The sequence below is a fragment of the Pontibacillus halophilus JSM 076056 = DSM 19796 genome, from assembly GCF_000425205.1.
GTDB classification, from domain to species: domain Bacteria; phylum Bacillota; class Bacilli; order Bacillales; family BH030062; genus Pontibacillus_A; species Pontibacillus_A halophilus.
Genome location: NZ_KE384328.1, coordinates 1 through 16,090, shown reverse-complemented (window position 1 = coordinate 16,090; position 16,090 = coordinate 1). Strand labels below are relative to the sequence as shown.

At 42.0% G+C, this 16,090-nt stretch carries 14 protein-coding genes and 1 other annotated feature; of the genes, 5 read left to right on the top strand and 9 right to left on the bottom strand.

Translation table 11 applies throughout. The annotated features are described in order from the left end of the window. Window positions 1–83 precede the first annotated feature (83 nt). The 5 genes from H513_RS0117705 to ezrA all read right to left on the bottom strand — a co-directional run bounded on the left by H513_RS0117705 (window position 84) and on the right by ezrA (window position 4,858). Window positions 84–287 carry an alpha/beta-type small acid-soluble spore protein gene (locus H513_RS0117705; protein ID WP_026801912.1) on the bottom strand — a complete coding sequence of 68 codons (204 nt, stop codon included), beginning with the start codon at window positions 285–287 and terminating at the stop codon, window positions 84–86. A gap of 90 nt (window positions 288–377) precedes the next feature. Further along, on the bottom strand, window positions 378–1,580 hold the full coding sequence (gene thiI, locus H513_RS0117700) for a tRNA uracil 4-sulfurtransferase ThiI (RefSeq protein ID WP_026801911.1): 1,203 nt from the start codon (window positions 1,578–1,580) through the stop codon (window positions 378–380). Window positions 1,581–1,585: 5 nt separating this feature from the next. Further along, on the bottom strand, window positions 1,586–2,725 hold the full coding sequence (locus H513_RS0117695; protein ID WP_026801910.1) for a cysteine desulfurase family protein: 1,140 nt from the start codon (window positions 2,723–2,725) through the stop codon (window positions 1,586–1,588). Window positions 2,726–2,841: 116 nt separating this feature from the next. Next, entirely contained in the window at window positions 2,842–3,171 is a 330-nt protein-coding gene (locus H513_RS0117690) for a hypothetical protein (protein ID WP_026801909.1), read from the bottom strand. Further along, complete coding sequence (ezrA, locus tag H513_RS0117685) at window positions 3,164–4,858, bottom strand: septation ring formation regulator EzrA (RefSeq protein WP_026801908.1); 1,695 nt, start codon at window positions 4,856–4,858, stop codon at window positions 3,164–3,166. The genes H513_RS0117690 and ezrA overlap by 8 nt, the downstream gene beginning before the upstream one ends. Before the next feature lie 153 nt (window positions 4,859–5,011). On the opposite strand from ezrA, the gene hisJ reads away from it, so the two are divergent. Beyond that, window positions 5,012–5,815, top strand: coding sequence for a histidinol-phosphatase HisJ (gene hisJ, locus H513_RS0117680; RefSeq protein ID WP_026801907.1), 804 nt, complete (start codon window positions 5,012–5,014; stop codon window positions 5,813–5,815). Here hisJ and refZ read toward each other — a convergent pair. Next, window positions 5,808–6,443: a forespore capture DNA-binding protein RefZ gene (gene refZ, locus H513_RS0117675; RefSeq protein ID WP_026801906.1), complete on the bottom strand. Its 636-nt coding sequence runs from the start codon at window positions 6,441–6,443 to the stop codon at window positions 5,808–5,810. The genes hisJ and refZ overlap by 8 nt on opposite strands. A gap of 136 nt (window positions 6,444–6,579) precedes the next feature. On the opposite strand from refZ, the gene H513_RS0117670 reads away from it, so the two are divergent. Continuing rightward, window positions 6,580–7,059, top strand: coding sequence for a GAF domain-containing protein (locus H513_RS0117670; RefSeq protein WP_026801905.1), 480 nt, complete (start codon window positions 6,580–6,582; stop codon window positions 7,057–7,059). 23 nt (window positions 7,060–7,082) lie between these two features. Here H513_RS0117670 and H513_RS0117665 read toward each other — a convergent pair whose 3' ends face one another. Beyond that, window positions 7,083–8,969 carry a sensor domain-containing diguanylate cyclase gene (locus H513_RS0117665; protein WP_231572058.1) on the bottom strand — a complete coding sequence of 629 codons (1,887 nt, stop codon included), beginning with the start codon at window positions 8,967–8,969 and terminating at the stop codon, window positions 7,083–7,085. 99 nt (window positions 8,970–9,068) lie between these two features. Beyond that, complete coding sequence (locus H513_RS0117660) at window positions 9,069–9,668, bottom strand: hypothetical protein (protein ID WP_026801903.1); 600 nt, start codon at window positions 9,666–9,668, stop codon at window positions 9,069–9,071. 299 nt (window positions 9,669–9,967) lie between these two features. Between H513_RS0117660 and rpsD the strand changes: the two genes are divergently transcribed. Next, the gene (gene rpsD / locus H513_RS0117655; RefSeq protein WP_026801902.1) at window positions 9,968–10,570 is read left to right on the top strand and encodes a 30S ribosomal protein S4; all 603 of its coding nucleotides are present in this window, start codon (window positions 9,968–9,970) and stop codon (window positions 10,568–10,570) included. Between the two features lie 112 nt (window positions 10,571–10,682). On the opposite strand, the gene tyrS is transcribed toward rpsD, so the two are convergent. Next, window positions 10,683–11,954, bottom strand: a complete 1,272-nt coding sequence (gene tyrS, locus H513_RS0117650) for a tyrosine--tRNA ligase (protein ID WP_026801901.1) — start codon at window positions 11,952–11,954, stop codon at window positions 10,683–10,685. A 98-nt stretch (window positions 11,955–12,052) separates the two neighbouring features. After that, window positions 12,053–12,258: a binding site (T-box leader), on the bottom strand. A 129-nt stretch (window positions 12,259–12,387) separates the two neighbouring features. On the opposite strand from tyrS, the gene H513_RS20660 reads away from it, so the two are divergent. Both H513_RS20660 and H513_RS0117640 read left to right on the top strand, forming a co-directional pair. Continuing rightward, on the top strand, window positions 12,388–15,423 hold the full coding sequence (locus tag H513_RS20660; protein ID WP_051240140.1) for a transglycosylase domain-containing protein: 3,036 nt from the start codon (window positions 12,388–12,390) through the stop codon (window positions 15,421–15,423). Window positions 15,424–15,563: 140 nt separating this feature from the next. Next, window positions 15,564–16,090: transposase family protein (locus tag H513_RS0117640; protein ID WP_161625321.1), on the top strand; the 527-nt coding region annotated here is incomplete at its 3' end.

The following is a 16,090-nucleotide window of genomic DNA, read 5'->3' as shown; positions in this document are numbered from 1 at the left end:
ATGTTTGTCAAACACAATACCATATCCGAGCCCAATAGAAAAGGGCAGTGTCTCCACTACCCTTCTTTATCCATCGTATTCGATTAGTATTGACCTTGACCGCTGTACTGTTGCTCAGCCATTTGGACAAGACGTTTCGTGATTTCGCCACCTACAGAGCCGTTTTGGCGAGCTGTAGAGTCTGGTCCAAGTTGAACGCCGAACTCTTGAGCGATCTCGTATTTCATTTGATCTAAAGCTTGTTGTACACCAGGAACGACAAGCTCGTTGGAGTTATTGTAAGCCATGTTTATGTCACCTCCTTGTACTACTATCATGCGCTACAAGGAGGATGTGATTCTTATTAAATTATGGCAATATAGGAAGATAACAACTACTTAGAGCAAGTCGTCAAATTCACTTTGATACAAATCTTCTTCTTTGAAAGTGACCGTCGTAATCCCTGCAATAGTTTCTTCAATTTCTGCAGAATAATCCACGCTCGCTTCATATTGTTTGATTTTCTCTCGGTCTGGTTTGGTCTTGGGCTGATTTGGTACAAAGACTGTACAGCAATCCTCGAATGGCTCAATCGACGTTTCATACGTTCCTATTTCCTTGGAAATGTCGATAATTTCGAGTTTATCCATTGCAATTAGAGGACGAATGATTGGATAATTCGTCACTTCGTTGATGGCACTCATACTCTCCATTGTCTGACTCGCTACCTGCCCAAGACTCTCTCCTGTTGTCAGAGATAAGATTCCTTCTTTCTCCGCTACACGCTCACTGATTCGAAGCATCATTCGACGCATAGCAGTCATTCCATAGCCATCCGGAATTTCTCGGTACATCGTTTGCTGTAGTTTAGTAAATGGGACAATATGAACTTTCACTTTAGCCCCGTACTTTGTGAGCTGCTTTGCAAGGTTTAGTACCTTCTCTTTAGCGCGGTCACTCGTATAAGGAGGAGAGTGGAAGTGGATAGCTTCGACCTCAACTCCTCGTTTCATGGCTAGATGTCCAGCAACCGGACTATCAATCCCTCCTGAAAGAAGCAACAGGCTCTTTCCAGTTGTGCCGACTGGGAGACCACCAGCTCCTTTAATCTTCTTAGAGGTGATGTAAGTTCCCTCTCCGCGGATTTCAATGTGCAAGTCCATATCCGGATTGTGTACATCGACATTCAATCCTTCTACATTTCTTAGGATATACCCACCTAATTCACGGTTGAAATCTTGTGAACCAATTGGGAAATTCTTCTTAACGCGCTTTGTCGTTACTTTAAACGTTTTAACTGATGGTTCAGACGCTATAACCTTTACGGCAGCATCTTTAATAGCTTGCTCTTCACTGTCAACTTTCATCGCCAAACTAAAGGATTGGATTCCAAATACTTCTTTACATTTATCAAGCACTGCATCTGGGTCTTCTCCGTTCAATTCAATATACATACGGTCGTGATTGCGGACAATCTTCGTATTTGGAAAATGGACGAGCTTGCGGCGAACATTTTCATGAAGACGGTCGACAAATTGTTTTTTATTTTTTCCTTTTAGCGCTAATTCCCCGTAGCGGACGAGTATATGATTAAATTCCATGTAATCTACCCCATTACTTTACTTAATTCCGATAAGACGCGTTCAAATTCTTCTATAAATATATCCACTTCGTTCTCTGTGTTCTCAGCAGACAGACTAATGCGTAGCGCGGAGGAAGAACGTTTTAAAGGATGTCCACAAGCTTGAAGGATGGAACTGACATCCGAATGCTTGGATGAACAAGCAGACTTCGTTGATACATAAATCCCCTTTTCCCCTAACGCATGGATCATGACTTCTGGTTTATATCCTGGGACAGAGAAGTTGAGAATGTGCGGCGCACCATGCACAGGTGAGTTTAAATGAACTTGGTTGAGTTGCTCTAACCCTTTGCGAAGTCGCTTGTTTAGTCGTTCAAGATGAGAAATAGCTTTATCTTGATTCTGAAATGTGAGTCGAAGCGCCTTAACCATTGCTACAATCCCGGCCAGATTTTCTGTTCCAGCTCGATATTGAGACTCTTGTGTCCCCCCGTGAAACAGCGGGAAGATAGGCGTTTTCTCTTTAATAAACAAAATACCTGTACCTTTTAGGCCATGAATTTTATGACTGGATAACGTACATAAATCAATGCCGCACTCATCTATATTAAGAGGTACTTTGCCTAGTCCCTGAACGTGATCTACATGAAAATAAAGTTTAGGATACTTTCTTGCAACCTCTCCAATTTCTTGAATGGGTTGTATGGAGCCAAGCTCATTGTTCACATGCATCACACTAATCAAGATCGTATCTTCGCGGATGGATTCTTGTACGTCTTGTACTGACACAATTCCATCTTCATTTACAGGAAGATAAGTTACTTCAAATCCCAAGTCCTCTAAAGCCTTACAAGCCTCTATAACAGAAGGATGCTCAATCTGGGTTGTGATAATGTGCTTTCCTCGATTTTGATGCTGAAGGGCAACACCTTTAATCGCCATATTGTTCCCCTCCGTCCCTCCAGAGGTGAACACGACTTCGTCACTCTTTACTTGAAGTAACTGAGCGGCTTGCTTTTTAGACTGCTGGAGCAAGCGCTCCGACTCCGTACCGAACCCGTGAATCGAAGAAGGATTTCCATAATACCGTTCGGAAACTTGGTGAAAGCTTTTCAACACTTCAGGAAACGGTCTTGTCGTTGCGCTATTGTCAAAATAAATCATGGACTGGGTCTCCTTTTTTGCAGATTCATAACCAATTATATAATGATACTTCTCCCCTATTTAGTCGTCAACCAAAAAACAGAAAAAACCCTTGCGCTCTGATGCGCAAAGGTTTCTCATTCATTTCTATCATTTATATGACTAAGCACTGAATCAATGGAAACAACACCGTTCTCGCTATGGGATTGAATCCATGTAGAATGGAACACTTGTTGAGAGTGATTCACCTTACTACTCATACCAGAAGAAATCAAGGGGGACTCACCCACGCCTGTTGCCAAACTGAATTTCGTTACAGCAGCGCGCTCCGTCGCTCCTTCATGAGACTCTCCATACTTGTCTGGCTGGTGGAGGAACCCTACATAAATCACCGTAAGCCAAACAAGGAGAGCAGCAATACTCATTCCTACCACCAAGCTTTGAGGGCGTTTTACCTTGTTAAACAATGGAAACTTCCTCTAATTCTTCCAAACGCTTGACCGCTCCAGGCTCTACTCTTTCTAGAGCATCACTCGCCTGTTGTACTGCACGGTCGTAATCGTACTGACGGAAAGCTTGTTCGGAATCATGTAAAGCTTTAGCAAGGCTAGGATTTTTACTCCGATAGCGGTTTGCATATTGAATAAGTGTCTCTGCGAAATCAGCTTGGTCTAACACCAAATTCGTCTGTTCTTTCGCTCGATCAACGGACTGAACAGCTTGATTCAACTCCTCTTGCATCTCACTTAGATTAAATGGTTCAGAATCTAAGGAAGTAGCAACTTGTTCAAGCGAATTTGAAGCATGCTGTAGAACTTCTTGTAAATAAATTGGAACTCCTGGAATGTTGCTTTTCTTTAGCTTTCGATGAATGAGCACCAAATCTTGCTTCATTTCATCTATTTTCTCTTTCGCTTCCCATTCGTCTTTACGAAGGGTATGGAGAAATTCTTTATAGTCATTATGCTGACGGACCAGCTTATCAAATTGAGTCTCCCACTCCTCCATTTGTTCTCGAATGGAGGAATACAATTCTTCACTTCCATCAATTTGATTCTGAATGTCTTCAAATTGCATAAGTAGCTTCTTCAGCCATTGTTCCATCCCCAAGAACGTTTCAATATCCTTCTCCTTTAAATAATAGGTTGTTTGAAGAATGTTGACTTCTTTCTTTGTCCCTTGGGCACTTTCAATTGTTTCTTCCATCTTATCCATTAAAATAGGCTGTTGTTTCTCAATATAACTTCTCGCTAACGCTTCACGCTCAAGTTGTGCGTAGATGTCTTGAATGCGTTGGTCAAGCTCTTCCAAATGTTCTCGAACCTCTTTCAGTTCAACTTGTTCGAGCTTCTGTAAATCTTTCTGGAGCAACTCTTTGTATTCTGTAATCTCTTGCTCATATTGGAATTGTTCAATGCGGTAATCATCTTCCGTCATTTCCTTCACACCCGCTAACAGCTCATCAAGCTGAGAAGGGTACTCCTGCTTCACTGCACGAAATAGCTTCGGAAACTCTTCAATTTGTACGGAGATTGCGTCAAGTTGTTCTTTTAATTGCTGAACAAGCTCGTGAGCTTCTAAATAGTTTCCGTTTTCAATATGTTCGTGAAATGCATTTGTTTCTTCAGCAATCTCATTCAATTGCTGTTCGAAGTGCGCTTCAGACTTGCCGTAATGATGGCGATGCTGAAGCAGCTGCTTACGAAGCTTCTTGATTTGAGGAAGAATCTCTTCCATTTCTTCACGACCGTCTCGTTCAGAGCTTAATAGAGTTTCAAGCTCTTGAAACATATTGTCGATGGATTGATCAATCTCTAGAAGATGTTGCTCTAGTTGACCCAGTACTTTCTTGGCCGATTGAAAACGGTATTTATCAGCTTTCTCCTCCGCATCATAGAGAATCTCCTCAAGTTCAGGGAGTTGCTTGGAAAGGATACGGTCCCACTCATCTCGCCAAGCTTCAAATCGTTCTTGTGTCTGACCAGAGAGGTTTAAGCTTTTCACTTTAGCTAGTTCTTCTGCTACCTCTCGATTCATGATGGATAGTTTCCAATTTTCTAGTCTGTCTACTTCGTCATAAATTCGTTTCCTCATTATAAATCCAACAATCATGCCAACAATCACGATGACGATGACCCCTATGATGTATTCCATATGTAGCCTCCTAACTATCACGCGCACATCTATATAAAGGTAACATTTTTATGTAGGTATATCGATTTTATGATACCATGTATACAAACATTTTGGCTAAATTTTTTCAAAATTATTAAGCAAATTACATTTTTTTCTATTGAGAGGTGAACCTTGTTGAAACGTGACGCTCACATTCATACACCTTACTGTCCTCACGGCAGTCAAGACCCTCTTGAAGCGTACGTGGAAGAAGCGATTAAGAAGGGGTTTGACTGCATTACCTTTACTGAACACGCTCCATTACCTGAAGGATTTAAAGACCCTGTACCTCAGAAGGACAGTAGCATGGACCTAGACAAGCTAGAGTCCTATTTCCATGAATTGAACACATTAAAAAAATCCTATGCATCGGACTTAGCCATCTACACAGGATTAGAAGTAGACTTTATTCGAGGCTACGAACAAGAAACGAAGGATTTCCTAGATCGCTACGGAAGCAACCTTGATGATAGCATCTTGTCTCTTCACTTCTTGAAAGCTGATGATTCTTACATTTGCTTGGATTATAGTGAGGAAAGCTTTCAACAGCTCATACACCTAAAAGGAAGCATACACGCATTGTATGAGAGTTATACAAACGACCTTATCGCTTCCATTCAAGCTGAATTAGGCCCTCACAAGCCAACACGAATCGGGCACATGACGCTTGCTCGAAAGTTTCAGGAGGCTTTCCCCGCTCCTAAAGAAGCAGAAGCGCTATTCGAGACCGTTCTAGATGCGGTAGAAAACAAAGGATATACGCTTGATTTAAACACAGCTGGACTTCGGAAACTGAAATGTCATGAGACGTATCCAAACCAGTCCTTATTACAGAAAGCCTATCAAAGAGGCATCCCGTTCGTGTACGGTTCTGACGCTCACGTTGCTAAAGACGTAGGCGCGCACTATGATGACATCCATACATTCCTTAAATAACGCCTTCCTTAGGGGTTCTGGTCCCCTTCAAGTAAACGTGTTCCATCCAACTGAGAATAGTTGCTACGTAATTACGAACAAAGTACTCATGCGATTGGTTCCAAGACACTTCCTCCATCATATCGTGCGGCATTAAATAGGGTATGGTCAGCATGCCTTTTAGTTGGAGAAAGAGATAATTCTTCTCAGAGGCTTTCAATGTGGTCGGATGAATCGCTTCTTTAAACGCTTTCGACAAGTAGAATTTCTCCTTGGCTAAATACGTCACCATCATCTCGCGTACAAACATATTATCAAGGGTTAGTTCTCGGTGAACGAAACAAGTAAATTGATGATGCTCTTGTTTATACTGTATAATGGCTTCAATCAAATGCTTAAACCGTTTCTTTGGATCATTTTCCTGTTCAGAATCCATAATGGTCACAAGCATTTCTAAGTAAGGTTCAAAGTATTGGATCATAAGATATTCAAGCAATCCTTGTTTGTTTTTGAAATGATAACTAATCAAGGAAACATTCACGTTGGCTTTAGAGGCAATGTCACGAATGGAAGTACCTGCATAACCTTTTGTAAAGAACAGAAGGGACGCTGCACGCTTCACTTTTTCTTTTGATGTTTCTTTCTTCAATCAAACCAACCTCCTTATAAGGGTAGATTCGACCCTATTATACGGATTCCTTTACGAATCCTTCGTCAAATTGCGACCCTTATAAGGAACGGAACAACGCATTTCTACTAAACTTGTAATATTGGAGGCATTCCTGATGTTTGAAGTCGAAAACTACAGCGGCAATAGCGAGAAAGATTATGAACTTCTTCTTAAGCAGTTGCAGGCACTAATTGAAGACGAGAACGATTCAACAGCAAATTTAGCTAACGCATCATCCCTATTAAATGAATTCCTAAAAGAAGTAAATTGGGTTGGGTTCTATCTTTATAAAGAAGAACAACTTATTCTTGGGCCATTCCAAGGGAAGCCAGCTTGCGTGCGTATTCCTTACGGTAAAGGAGTATGTGGAACCGCCATCGCTGACGGAACTGTCCAGCGTGTAGAAGACGTTCACCAATTCCCTGGCCACATCGCATGCGATGCAGCAAGCCAATCTGAAATTGTTGTACCACTTTACAAAGATGGAGAAATCTTTGGTGTACTAGACATTGACGCACCAGTTAAAGGACGCTTCAGTGAAGTAGATGAAAAATATCTAAAACAATTTTGTGACATTTTAATTCAATATGTATAAAAAATAAGCCCGGGCTTCCGGGCTTATTTTTCTTTTACGATGCAATTCTTACCTTGTTGTTTAGCTCGATATAGCGCCTGGTCTGCTCTCATGAAAAAGTCTTTAATCGTTGCTTCTTCTGTATTTGACCAGTGAGCGATTCCACAAGAGATTGTCACAGTAGGATCTGTGCTGTCAGGCACTGCATACACCAATTCTTCCCCTAGCAGAAGCGCTTCTTCTAGTGAATAGTGAGGAAGATAAATGGCTAATTCCTCTCCACCCCAGCGGGCGGTAATCCCTTTATCCCCTACTTTTTCTTTCATAAGATTACTGACTTGAATAATGACTTCATCACCGGTCGGATGACCGTATGTGTCATTAATATGCTTGAAATTATCGATATCAATAATCAAGAACGCCCCTTCATCTCCACATTCCATTCGCTCTTGGACATACTCGTCCATGTATTTTCTCGAATAGAGCTTCGTTAAATAATCCGTTTGAACGAAGCGCTCTAACTCTTCACGAAGAATTGAATTAGAGAACGCTAACGTCGAATGGTGAATGAGAGAGTGAATAAGCTTAAACGTATCGAAGGAGAAAAAGTATGGGTCTCGATGCGCAACTACAATCATGCCATGGATCACGCCCTGTTGCTCCATTGGGATGGCAATTAAAGATTGGAAAGGATGCTGTAGCCCAATCTCATCTGCGGAAGCATCCGCAACAAACAAGTAGTCTTGCTGTTCCCTTAACATTTGGCGTACTCTTCTTATAAATGCGTCACTTCCCTCATGTAGAAAGAAGGACGTACTCCCCTTTAGGACGTCATACTCTTCCGCTGCAGCTTCTTTGCAAATGATAAATCCTACCTCTTCAGCCTCAAAGAAGTCAATGAACTGTTTCCTCATAAAGGAAACGGTGTCTGAGAGACGGAGGTTCGCATTCAATTTATGGGAAGTTTCATTAATAAACTGCAAATCATTAATATATTTACGAGATTGTTGATAAAGACGAGCATTCTCAAGGGCAATCCCAGCCGTATTTGCAAGAACTCGAATGAATTCTACATCTTTCTTCGGAAATATCAGAAGGGATGGAGCTACGATTTGGAGCACTCCATACACCCCTTGCTTCCCTTTCAACGGAGCATAAAGGCAGGACTTCCGTTCTTCCACTAAATCTTCAAACTGGATCTCTCCCATTAAATAGGCTTGAGCGCTTGCACGGCTCGTCCCATCATATTCATAGATTAAGTCTTTAACGGGTAAGCCTGGTTGATGAGAATAGTCATGAGAAAGCAACAAATAGTAATGAAACTTTGGATTTGTTTTCTTGAGCGTGTCGATGATGTCACGCAACACATCGTTCACATTCATGGAAGAATGGAATTTGGTCGTTACTTTATACAACAACTCATACTTTTCCTCTTCTTCTTGCGTTAGGAAGAAGCTTTCCATCTTAGTCATAAATCTAGCGACTTGTGAAACTAAACTCTGAACCACATCTGGCTGTAGATTCGCCGACTCATAGTGATGAAACGCGATGTTTAAATAAGCAATAGGATTTCCGTCTACTTCCAAAGGAATAACATAGTCATAGGCGTACGTCTCCTGTTTATGCATGGTGCTCCCATTATAAATAAGTTGCCCACCTACGTTACAAGCAAGATTCAATGCTTCAAAGTAGTGTTCTTCTAATAGCAATGAAGCGGAAGGGTCTTCAGAAGCTGCGAAATACGCACCACTTCCCTCGCCATTGCTACGATAAACGCCTACATAATCTGCTTGTATAAAGTCTCGAAGTTCTTTGCACATTTCCACCAAGAAACTTTCGAAAGAATGGTGTTTCTGAAAGGTCATTAAATCGAATAACCGCTCTTTCAATTCCTGCTCCAGAAATGAACTTTTGAAACGATTAGAAATCATGCGTTCATCACCTGTTCCATCCTATTTTCATTCTGTACTACTGTTAATCTAATTCCATTATATCTCTAATAGTCATATTTTCCTATATAAAATCCATTTTTATGTTTGTAGGATTTCAAATTTAAAGTTCTCATACAGGACCATATATGTACCTGGCTTTTGAATAACCGGAACAATTTGAGCAGGTCGCTGCTCAAACACGTCCTCCCATACCAGTTTATCGTTCATCATAAATCGAGTATGATACTCCTTTTTCCCTATTACTTCTACACTAAACCCTGCAACTCTCTGGTCTTTTTTAGCCATTTCGCGCTGAGTTTCTTCTATAGTACGTAAATCTTTACTTAGCATCAGCCATTGATCATTCCGCTTTATGTATACCTCGCCGTCATGTACTTCAATTTCCTGTACAGCGAACTCCAACTTCCGATGATTGTCCGCCATAAATTGGTAAGTCGATGGATTAATAGTATATTCTACAAGATACACTTCATTATCCTTCAATTGAGTCATTAAAACTTTTAATTCTCCTTCTTCCAACCAATGCTCTAATAAAGGAGCTTGCTCTCGCTTCTTAGTCTCCGTGCTATTGTTCATCCAATTGTACTGAATGTAGAACGCCCCAATCACCAGAGTCACGCAAACTAGAAGAAGGATCAGTCTCAATGGTTGACCATACGCCTTACGATTGCCCGACATAGATTGACCTCCTAACAAAATTCTGTACGTATTGTATCATAGGAAGAAAGACGTTCTCTCAATAGGAATTAAAGTTGAAATGTTGACTTTGAAACTGGCAGGGGTTATACTATTCTTTGTGTAAAATAAAAGGCAGCTTAGGTGCTTCCCCCATTGTTGCATTTTGTTCCTCTTAATGAGGTGTATCCCGTAACCCTCTGCTGCTGGGGCGAAGATGCATGAAAACAAAATGTGCAGTGCGAACACGGATCACTCTGTTTTTATTTTATGCGAAATTTATATATAAGGAGAGATGACAAGTGGCTCGTTTTACAGGTTCAACTTGGAAAAAATCTCGTCGTTTAGGTATTTCGCTTACAGGTACAGGAAAAGAACTAGAAAAGCGCCCTTACGCGCCAGGACAACACGGTCCTAACCAACGTAAGAAGCTTTCTGAGTTCGGTATGCAACTTCAAGAGAAGCAAAAGCTTCGTTTCATGTTTGGAATTAACGAACGTCAATTCCGTAACACATTTGAAATTGCAGGTAACATGAAAGGTGTTCATGGTGAGAACTTCTTAACTCTACTAGAATCTCGTCTTGACAACCTTGTTTACCGTTCTGGTTTCGCACGTACTCGTGCGCAAGCTCGTCAGCTTGTTAACCACGGTCACGTTACTGTAGATGGCGGTCGCGTAGACATCCCATCTTACAACGTGAAACCAAACCAAGTAATTGGTCTTCGCGAGAAATCTCAAAACCTTGACATCATCAAGGATGCGATTGAAGCGAACACATTCGTACCAGAATACCTTAACTTTGATGCAGATAAACTAGAAAGCACGTATGTTCGCCTTCCTGAGCGTTCTGAAATGCCTTCTGAAATCAACGAAGCGCTTATCGTTGAGTACTACTCTCGTTAATAGCTTCAAAGAACCCAACCTCCAAGAGGTTGGGTTCTTTTTTTGCCCTATAGTCCTCACTCTATGCTTATAACAAAAAACACGCCCCGGATTCCCGCAGCGTGTTTCCTCTTTATCCTTCGTAGCGAATAAGCGTGTATTTCTTTTTCCCTCTACGAATAATGATGAATTTGTCGTCAATCCGATCTTCTGCTGATACGGAATACGTCAATTCCTGTTCACGTTCTCCATTAATATAAATGGCTCCATTTTGAATGTCTTCCCGCGCTTGACGTTTGGAAGATGATATTCCCGCTTCCACAAGCAAATCAATAAGACCCTTTTCAGCGTCCTCTAGCACATGTGTCGGAACATCTTTGAAACCTTGTTCAATTTCAGCACCCGTTAGTTCTTTAAGCTCTCCTTTGAACAGAGCCTCGGTAATTTTCTGTGCTTGCTCTAAAGCAGCCTCATCATGGACAAGCTTAGTCATTTCTTCAGCCAGTCGACGCTGAGCAACGCGCTTCTCAGGCTGAGTCTGAACTTCTTTTTGAAGTTCCTCAATTTCATTTAGGTCAAGGAACGTGAAGTAATGCAAGAAGTTCACAACGTCACGGTCATCTGTATTAATCCAGAACTGGTAGAACTCGTATGGAGTTGTTTTCTCAGGGTCTAACCATACTGCTCCTCCTGCCGTTTTACCAAATTTCGTACCATCTGATTTCGTAATTAATGGTACAGTTAGGCCGTATGCTTTCGCCTGTTCACCTTCTGCTGATGTACGGCGAATAAGCTCAAGACCTGCAGTGATGTTCCCCCACTGATCGCTCCCACCGATTTGAAGTGTACAGTTGTCATTTTCGTACAACTTCTTAAAGTCAACGGATTGAAGAATCATGTATGTGAATTCGGTAAAGGAGATTCCGTTTTCAATTCGGGACTCCACAGAATCTTTCGCAAGCATGTAATTAATGCCGAAATGTTTCCCGTAGTCACGTAGAAATTCAATTGTTGAAATTTCTCCTAACCAGTCTAGGTTATTACGAGCCATCGCAGCGTTATCGCCTTGGTCAAAGTTTAGAATCTTTGCAAGCTGCCCTTTAAGACGTTCACTGTAATAGCGTACCGTTCCTTCGTCATTTAACTGACGCTCAGTAGAACGACCACTTGGGTCTCCAATCATACCAGTTCCGCCCCCAACCAACGCAATAGGACGGTGACCCGCTAGTTGGAATCTCTTAAGCATTAGAGCTGGCAACAAGTGTCCAATGTGTAGACTATCCCCTGTTGGGTCAAATCCACAGTATAATGTCACCTGATCTTCAGATAAATGCTTCTTTAAACCTTCTTCGTCTGTAGCCTGGTTTAGCAAGCCACGCGCTTTTAAATCTTCAATAATATGCATGATAACACTCCTTATTCAAATAGGAATCGTCAATCGAATGTGTACGAACGGCACAAGAGCTATCAGTCATAAGATACACAAAAAAGACCCCATCCCAGTAAAGGGACGAGGTCTTCTCGCGGTACCACCCTTGTTGCAACATAGTTGCCAACTCAGTTAAGATAACGGCGTTACACCGTCTTCTGCTTTCACAGAAGAAGCTCAAGGACGTAATTCAATCTCTAGGTCTGTACTGACTCTCACCAACCGTCAGCTCTCTGAAAGCAGAATTCTAGGATTTACTGCAACCCATCATAGCGATTCCGTATATATACTCTGCACTCATTATTAGCATACAACGCTTCAAAAAGCAATAGGAGACCGCATCGAGAACCATGTCTAACCATGGTGGGATATGGTATAATGTTGGTTGTTATAATTAGGAGGGCGATTGATGAAAAATAACCGAACAAATGAATCCGATTCCTCACCATTTGTAAGGTGGTGGAAATCCGGGAAAATACAAAAGGTTTCTCGGATCACGTATGATGTAGTTTGGAACTTTATTCTATTCTTCCTCATAATTGGTGTCGTAGGCGCCTTTTTCGCAGTCGGACTTGGTGCCGGTTATTTTGCTTCGTTAGTTAAGGATGAACCAATCCGTTCACATGCTAGTATGGAGCAGGACATCTACAATTATGAAGAAACATCGGAATTATATTTCGCGGGCGAACAATTTCTTGGGAAAGTTCGTTCTGATTTATATCGGGAAGGCGTCACGTTAGACGACATTTCTACTTATGCGAAAGACGCAGTGATTTCAACAGAAGACGAGTATTTCGATACACATAATGGCGTTGTACCAAAAGCAATACTGCGCGCAATCTTTCAAGAGGTAAGCAACTCTTCTAGTCAGTCTGGCGGAAGTACTCTTACCCAACAGCTTATTAAGAATCAGATACTGACCAATGAAGTATCATTTGAACGTAAGGCGAAGGAAATTCTTCTTGCTCTTCGTCTTGAGAACTTCTTCCAGAAGGACGAGATTCTTGAGGCCTACTTAAACGTCGTTCCATTTGGGCGTAATGCGTCTGGACGTAATATAGCCGGCGTGGAAACGGCAGCACAGGGAATCTTCGGTGTAACCGCCAAAGAGTTAAACCTCCCTCAATCTGCATTTATAGCAGGGCTTCCACAAGCTCCATCTGTTTACACCCCCTTTACTAATTCAGGAGAACTGAAGTCAGAGGAGCAGCTTGAGCCAGGGCTTTCCAAAATGGAACTTGTCCTTGAACGAATGCTAGAAGCAGAAACAATTTCAAAGCAAGAATATAAAGACGCGTTAAGTTATGACCTTGTAGCTGACTTTACAAACGCTCAGCCTTCGTCTATTGAGAAATATCCGTTCCTTACTCAAGAATTACAAGAGCGGTCAAAAGACATTATAGCGAGTCAACTTGCTAATGAAGACGGTTATTCCGAGAAAGACTTAAATGAGAATGATGATTTATATGCTCAATACAGGGACTTGGCTGAACATAGTTTACGGAATGATGGGTACATCATCCACTCTACTATTAATAAAGAAATCTATGAAAAGCATCAAGAAGTCGTAGCTAATTACAACAATTACGGACCTGCTAACACCATTAACCCAACAACTGGTGAAGCCTATGATGAGCCACAACCAGTTGAAGCAGGAAGTATGATGATTGAGAATCGCACAGGTAAAATCATTAGTTTCACTGGCGGAAGAGATTTCAACCGACAGCAACTAAACCATGCAACACAAGCTTTCCGTTCGGCAGGCTCTACAGCAAAACCAACACTCGTTTATGCACCGGGTATTGAACTCGGAGCTGTGCAACCTGGTTCTGTAATTGCCGATATCCCTGTCCCCGAGTACGGCGACGGCGGTTTAAGCAACTACGGCGGAAGATTTCACGGTTTCACATCCGCTCGTAATGCGCTTGCGTACTCTTATAACGTACCAGCGGTCAAAACCTATATGGACATTATGAACCAGAATCCAGGTTCATACTACGAGAAGATGGGAATCGAGCTCGAAACCGATCAACTCCCTTCACTTGCACTTGGATCGAAGGAAGTTTCTGTTGAACAGAACGTAAATTCCTATGCCACTTTTGGAAACATGGGGAAATATGTCGAAAGTTATATGATTGAGAAGATTGAAACGAAAGAAGGAGAAGTAGTTTACGAGCATAAGGAGAAGACGAACGACGTCTTTAGCCCGCAGACTTCTTACTTAACCATTGATATGATGCGCGATGTTCTTGATTACGGGACAGCCCGTGGAGCTTCCACTTATCTAGAAAATCAGGGCGTTGATTGGGCAGGTAAAACAGGTACTTCTCAGAATTACCGAGACACATGGTTCGTTGCAACGAACCCAAACGTGACGATTGGATCTTGGATGGGCTATGACACAGAAGCATCGTTGACAAACGGATACAGCGCTAGAAACGTAGAATTCTGGTCACGTCTTGTGAATGCAGCTGGAGATGTTAATCAAGAACTCGTTGAGCCATCTGCTTCCTTTACTCAACCAAGTGGAATTGTCTCACGTTCTTATTGTGCGGTATCAGGAGATCTTCCTTCACAACTTTGTGGGGATTTCGGTCTTGTTAAGAGTGATATCTATAATGTAAATCATGTTCCAACGAAACAAGATAATAGTCTACTTCAAACGAATTCTGTCACCATCAATGGAAAATCCTACATTGCAGGTGAACGTACTCCTACTGAGTTTACAAATGGCGGAATCTATTTGAATCCTGATTTCTTGAAAGAAAACAATTATTCTAATAGCGACCTCCAATATTTAATTCCGAATAACGAGAAATGGAGTAACGTGCTCATTCCTTCAACAAGTGACGTACCTGCTGATAACGGAGCACCCGCTCCACCTACGGGCGTTAGTGTGAACGGAAATGCAATCAGCTGGGGAAGTTCAGGAAGTGCCGATGTTGTTGGGTATCGAATCTACCGTTCAGAATTCACTGGCGGCAACTTCTCCCTAGCCGGCAGTACAACAGGTAATTCGTTGAATGTATCTGCAGGTTCAGGAGTTTATATGGTTCGCGCTGTTGACTACTACGGTAATGAATCCTCTGCTTCTAACCAAGCAAGCCTTGGCAACGTCACGAAGCCAACGCCTGAAGAGCCTAAGAATAAAGAGGATAACGAAGGAGACAATCCGATCAACGACAACACTGAAGAACCACCCGAGGATCCTCCTGAGGAAGAAGAGCCACCTGAAGACGAAGAACCACCTGAAGACGAAGAGCCGCCTGAAGAACCGAATGAAGACAACAACGGGAATGAGAACGGTAACGATGGCAATAATGGATCTAATTCAGGAAACGGATCTAACAACAATAATTCCGGTAACAATAGCTCAGGGAATGAAGGAAATTCAAGATCTGGCCAAGGTGATGAGAACAACAATAAAAAACAAGACAATGACTAGAAAAAGATGGGGTTTCCCATCTTTTTCTTTTGGCTCTAAAATATTTGTTGGGGTAAATAGAAAATTTGGCATAAAAAAACACGCAAGCTCCAATCTTTACTAAACTTGAATTGACGGAAACAAATCAGTAAAGGAGTTGCGTGTACATGTATTCTAACATCCCAGTACCAGGACTACAAAGTGTAATTATCAAGAAAAGTGAAGAAATTGGTGGAGATTTTTATCTTCATGTGGAGATTCCCAGGAAGAACCACCGGTGTCGGGCCTGCGGTAAGTGGACGCAACGGATTCATGATTATAGGACTCAAAAAATCCAACACCTCAAACTCTTCGAGAGAACGACGTATCTCTTCTATCGAAAGCGCCGTTACGCCTGCCCTTGTGGGAAGCGTTTCTTCGAGGACAATACGCTCGTTGAGCGATATCAGCGTCACTCGAAGGAATGGAATCAAGCTCTAGGCCTTCGTGTCATCCAAGGCAAGAACTTCAAGGACACCGCAGCTTTATTCCGTACTTCAGCCACGACCGTCATGCGTCGATTCGATGAATTGGCAGCTCCAAAGCTCAAGAAGGTGGAATCACTCCCGTCTGTGATTGCGATCGATGAATATAAGGGCGACACAAAGGCAGGGAAATACCAGGTTGTCATCGCCGACGGACAAACAGG

Bases quoted from the DNA above. Each gene is read 5' to 3' on its own strand.
- H513_RS0117660 (WP_026801903.1), bottom strand. From the start codon at position 9,668: ATGTCGGGCAATCGTAAGGCGTATGGTCAACCATTGAGACTGATCCTT.
- thiI (WP_026801911.1), bottom strand. From the start codon at position 1,580: ATGGAATTTAATCATATACTCGTCCGCTACGGGGAATTAGCGCTAAAA.
- ezrA (WP_026801908.1), bottom strand. From the start codon at position 4,858: ATGGAATACATCATAGGGGTCATCGTCATCGTGATTGTTGGCATGATT.
- H513_RS0117705 (WP_026801912.1), bottom strand. From the start codon at position 287: ATGGCTTACAATAACTCCAACGAGCTTGTCGTTCCTGGTGTACAACAA.
- H513_RS0117695 (WP_026801910.1), bottom strand. From the start codon at position 2,725: ATGATTTATTTTGACAATAGCGCAACGACAAGACCGTTTCCTGAAGTG.
- H513_RS20660 (WP_051240140.1), top strand. From the start codon at position 12,388: ATGAAAAATAACCGAACAAATGAATCCGATTCCTCACCATTTGTAAGG.
- H513_RS0117665 (WP_231572058.1), bottom strand. From the start codon at position 8,969: ATGATTTCTAATCGTTTCAAAAGTTCATTTCTGGAGCAGGAATTGAAA.
- tyrS (WP_026801901.1), bottom strand. From the start codon at position 11,954: ATGCATATTATTGAAGATTTAAAAGCGCGTGGCTTGCTAAACCAGGCT.
- H513_RS0117670 (WP_026801905.1), top strand. From the start codon at position 6,580: ATGTTTGAAGTCGAAAACTACAGCGGCAATAGCGAGAAAGATTATGAA.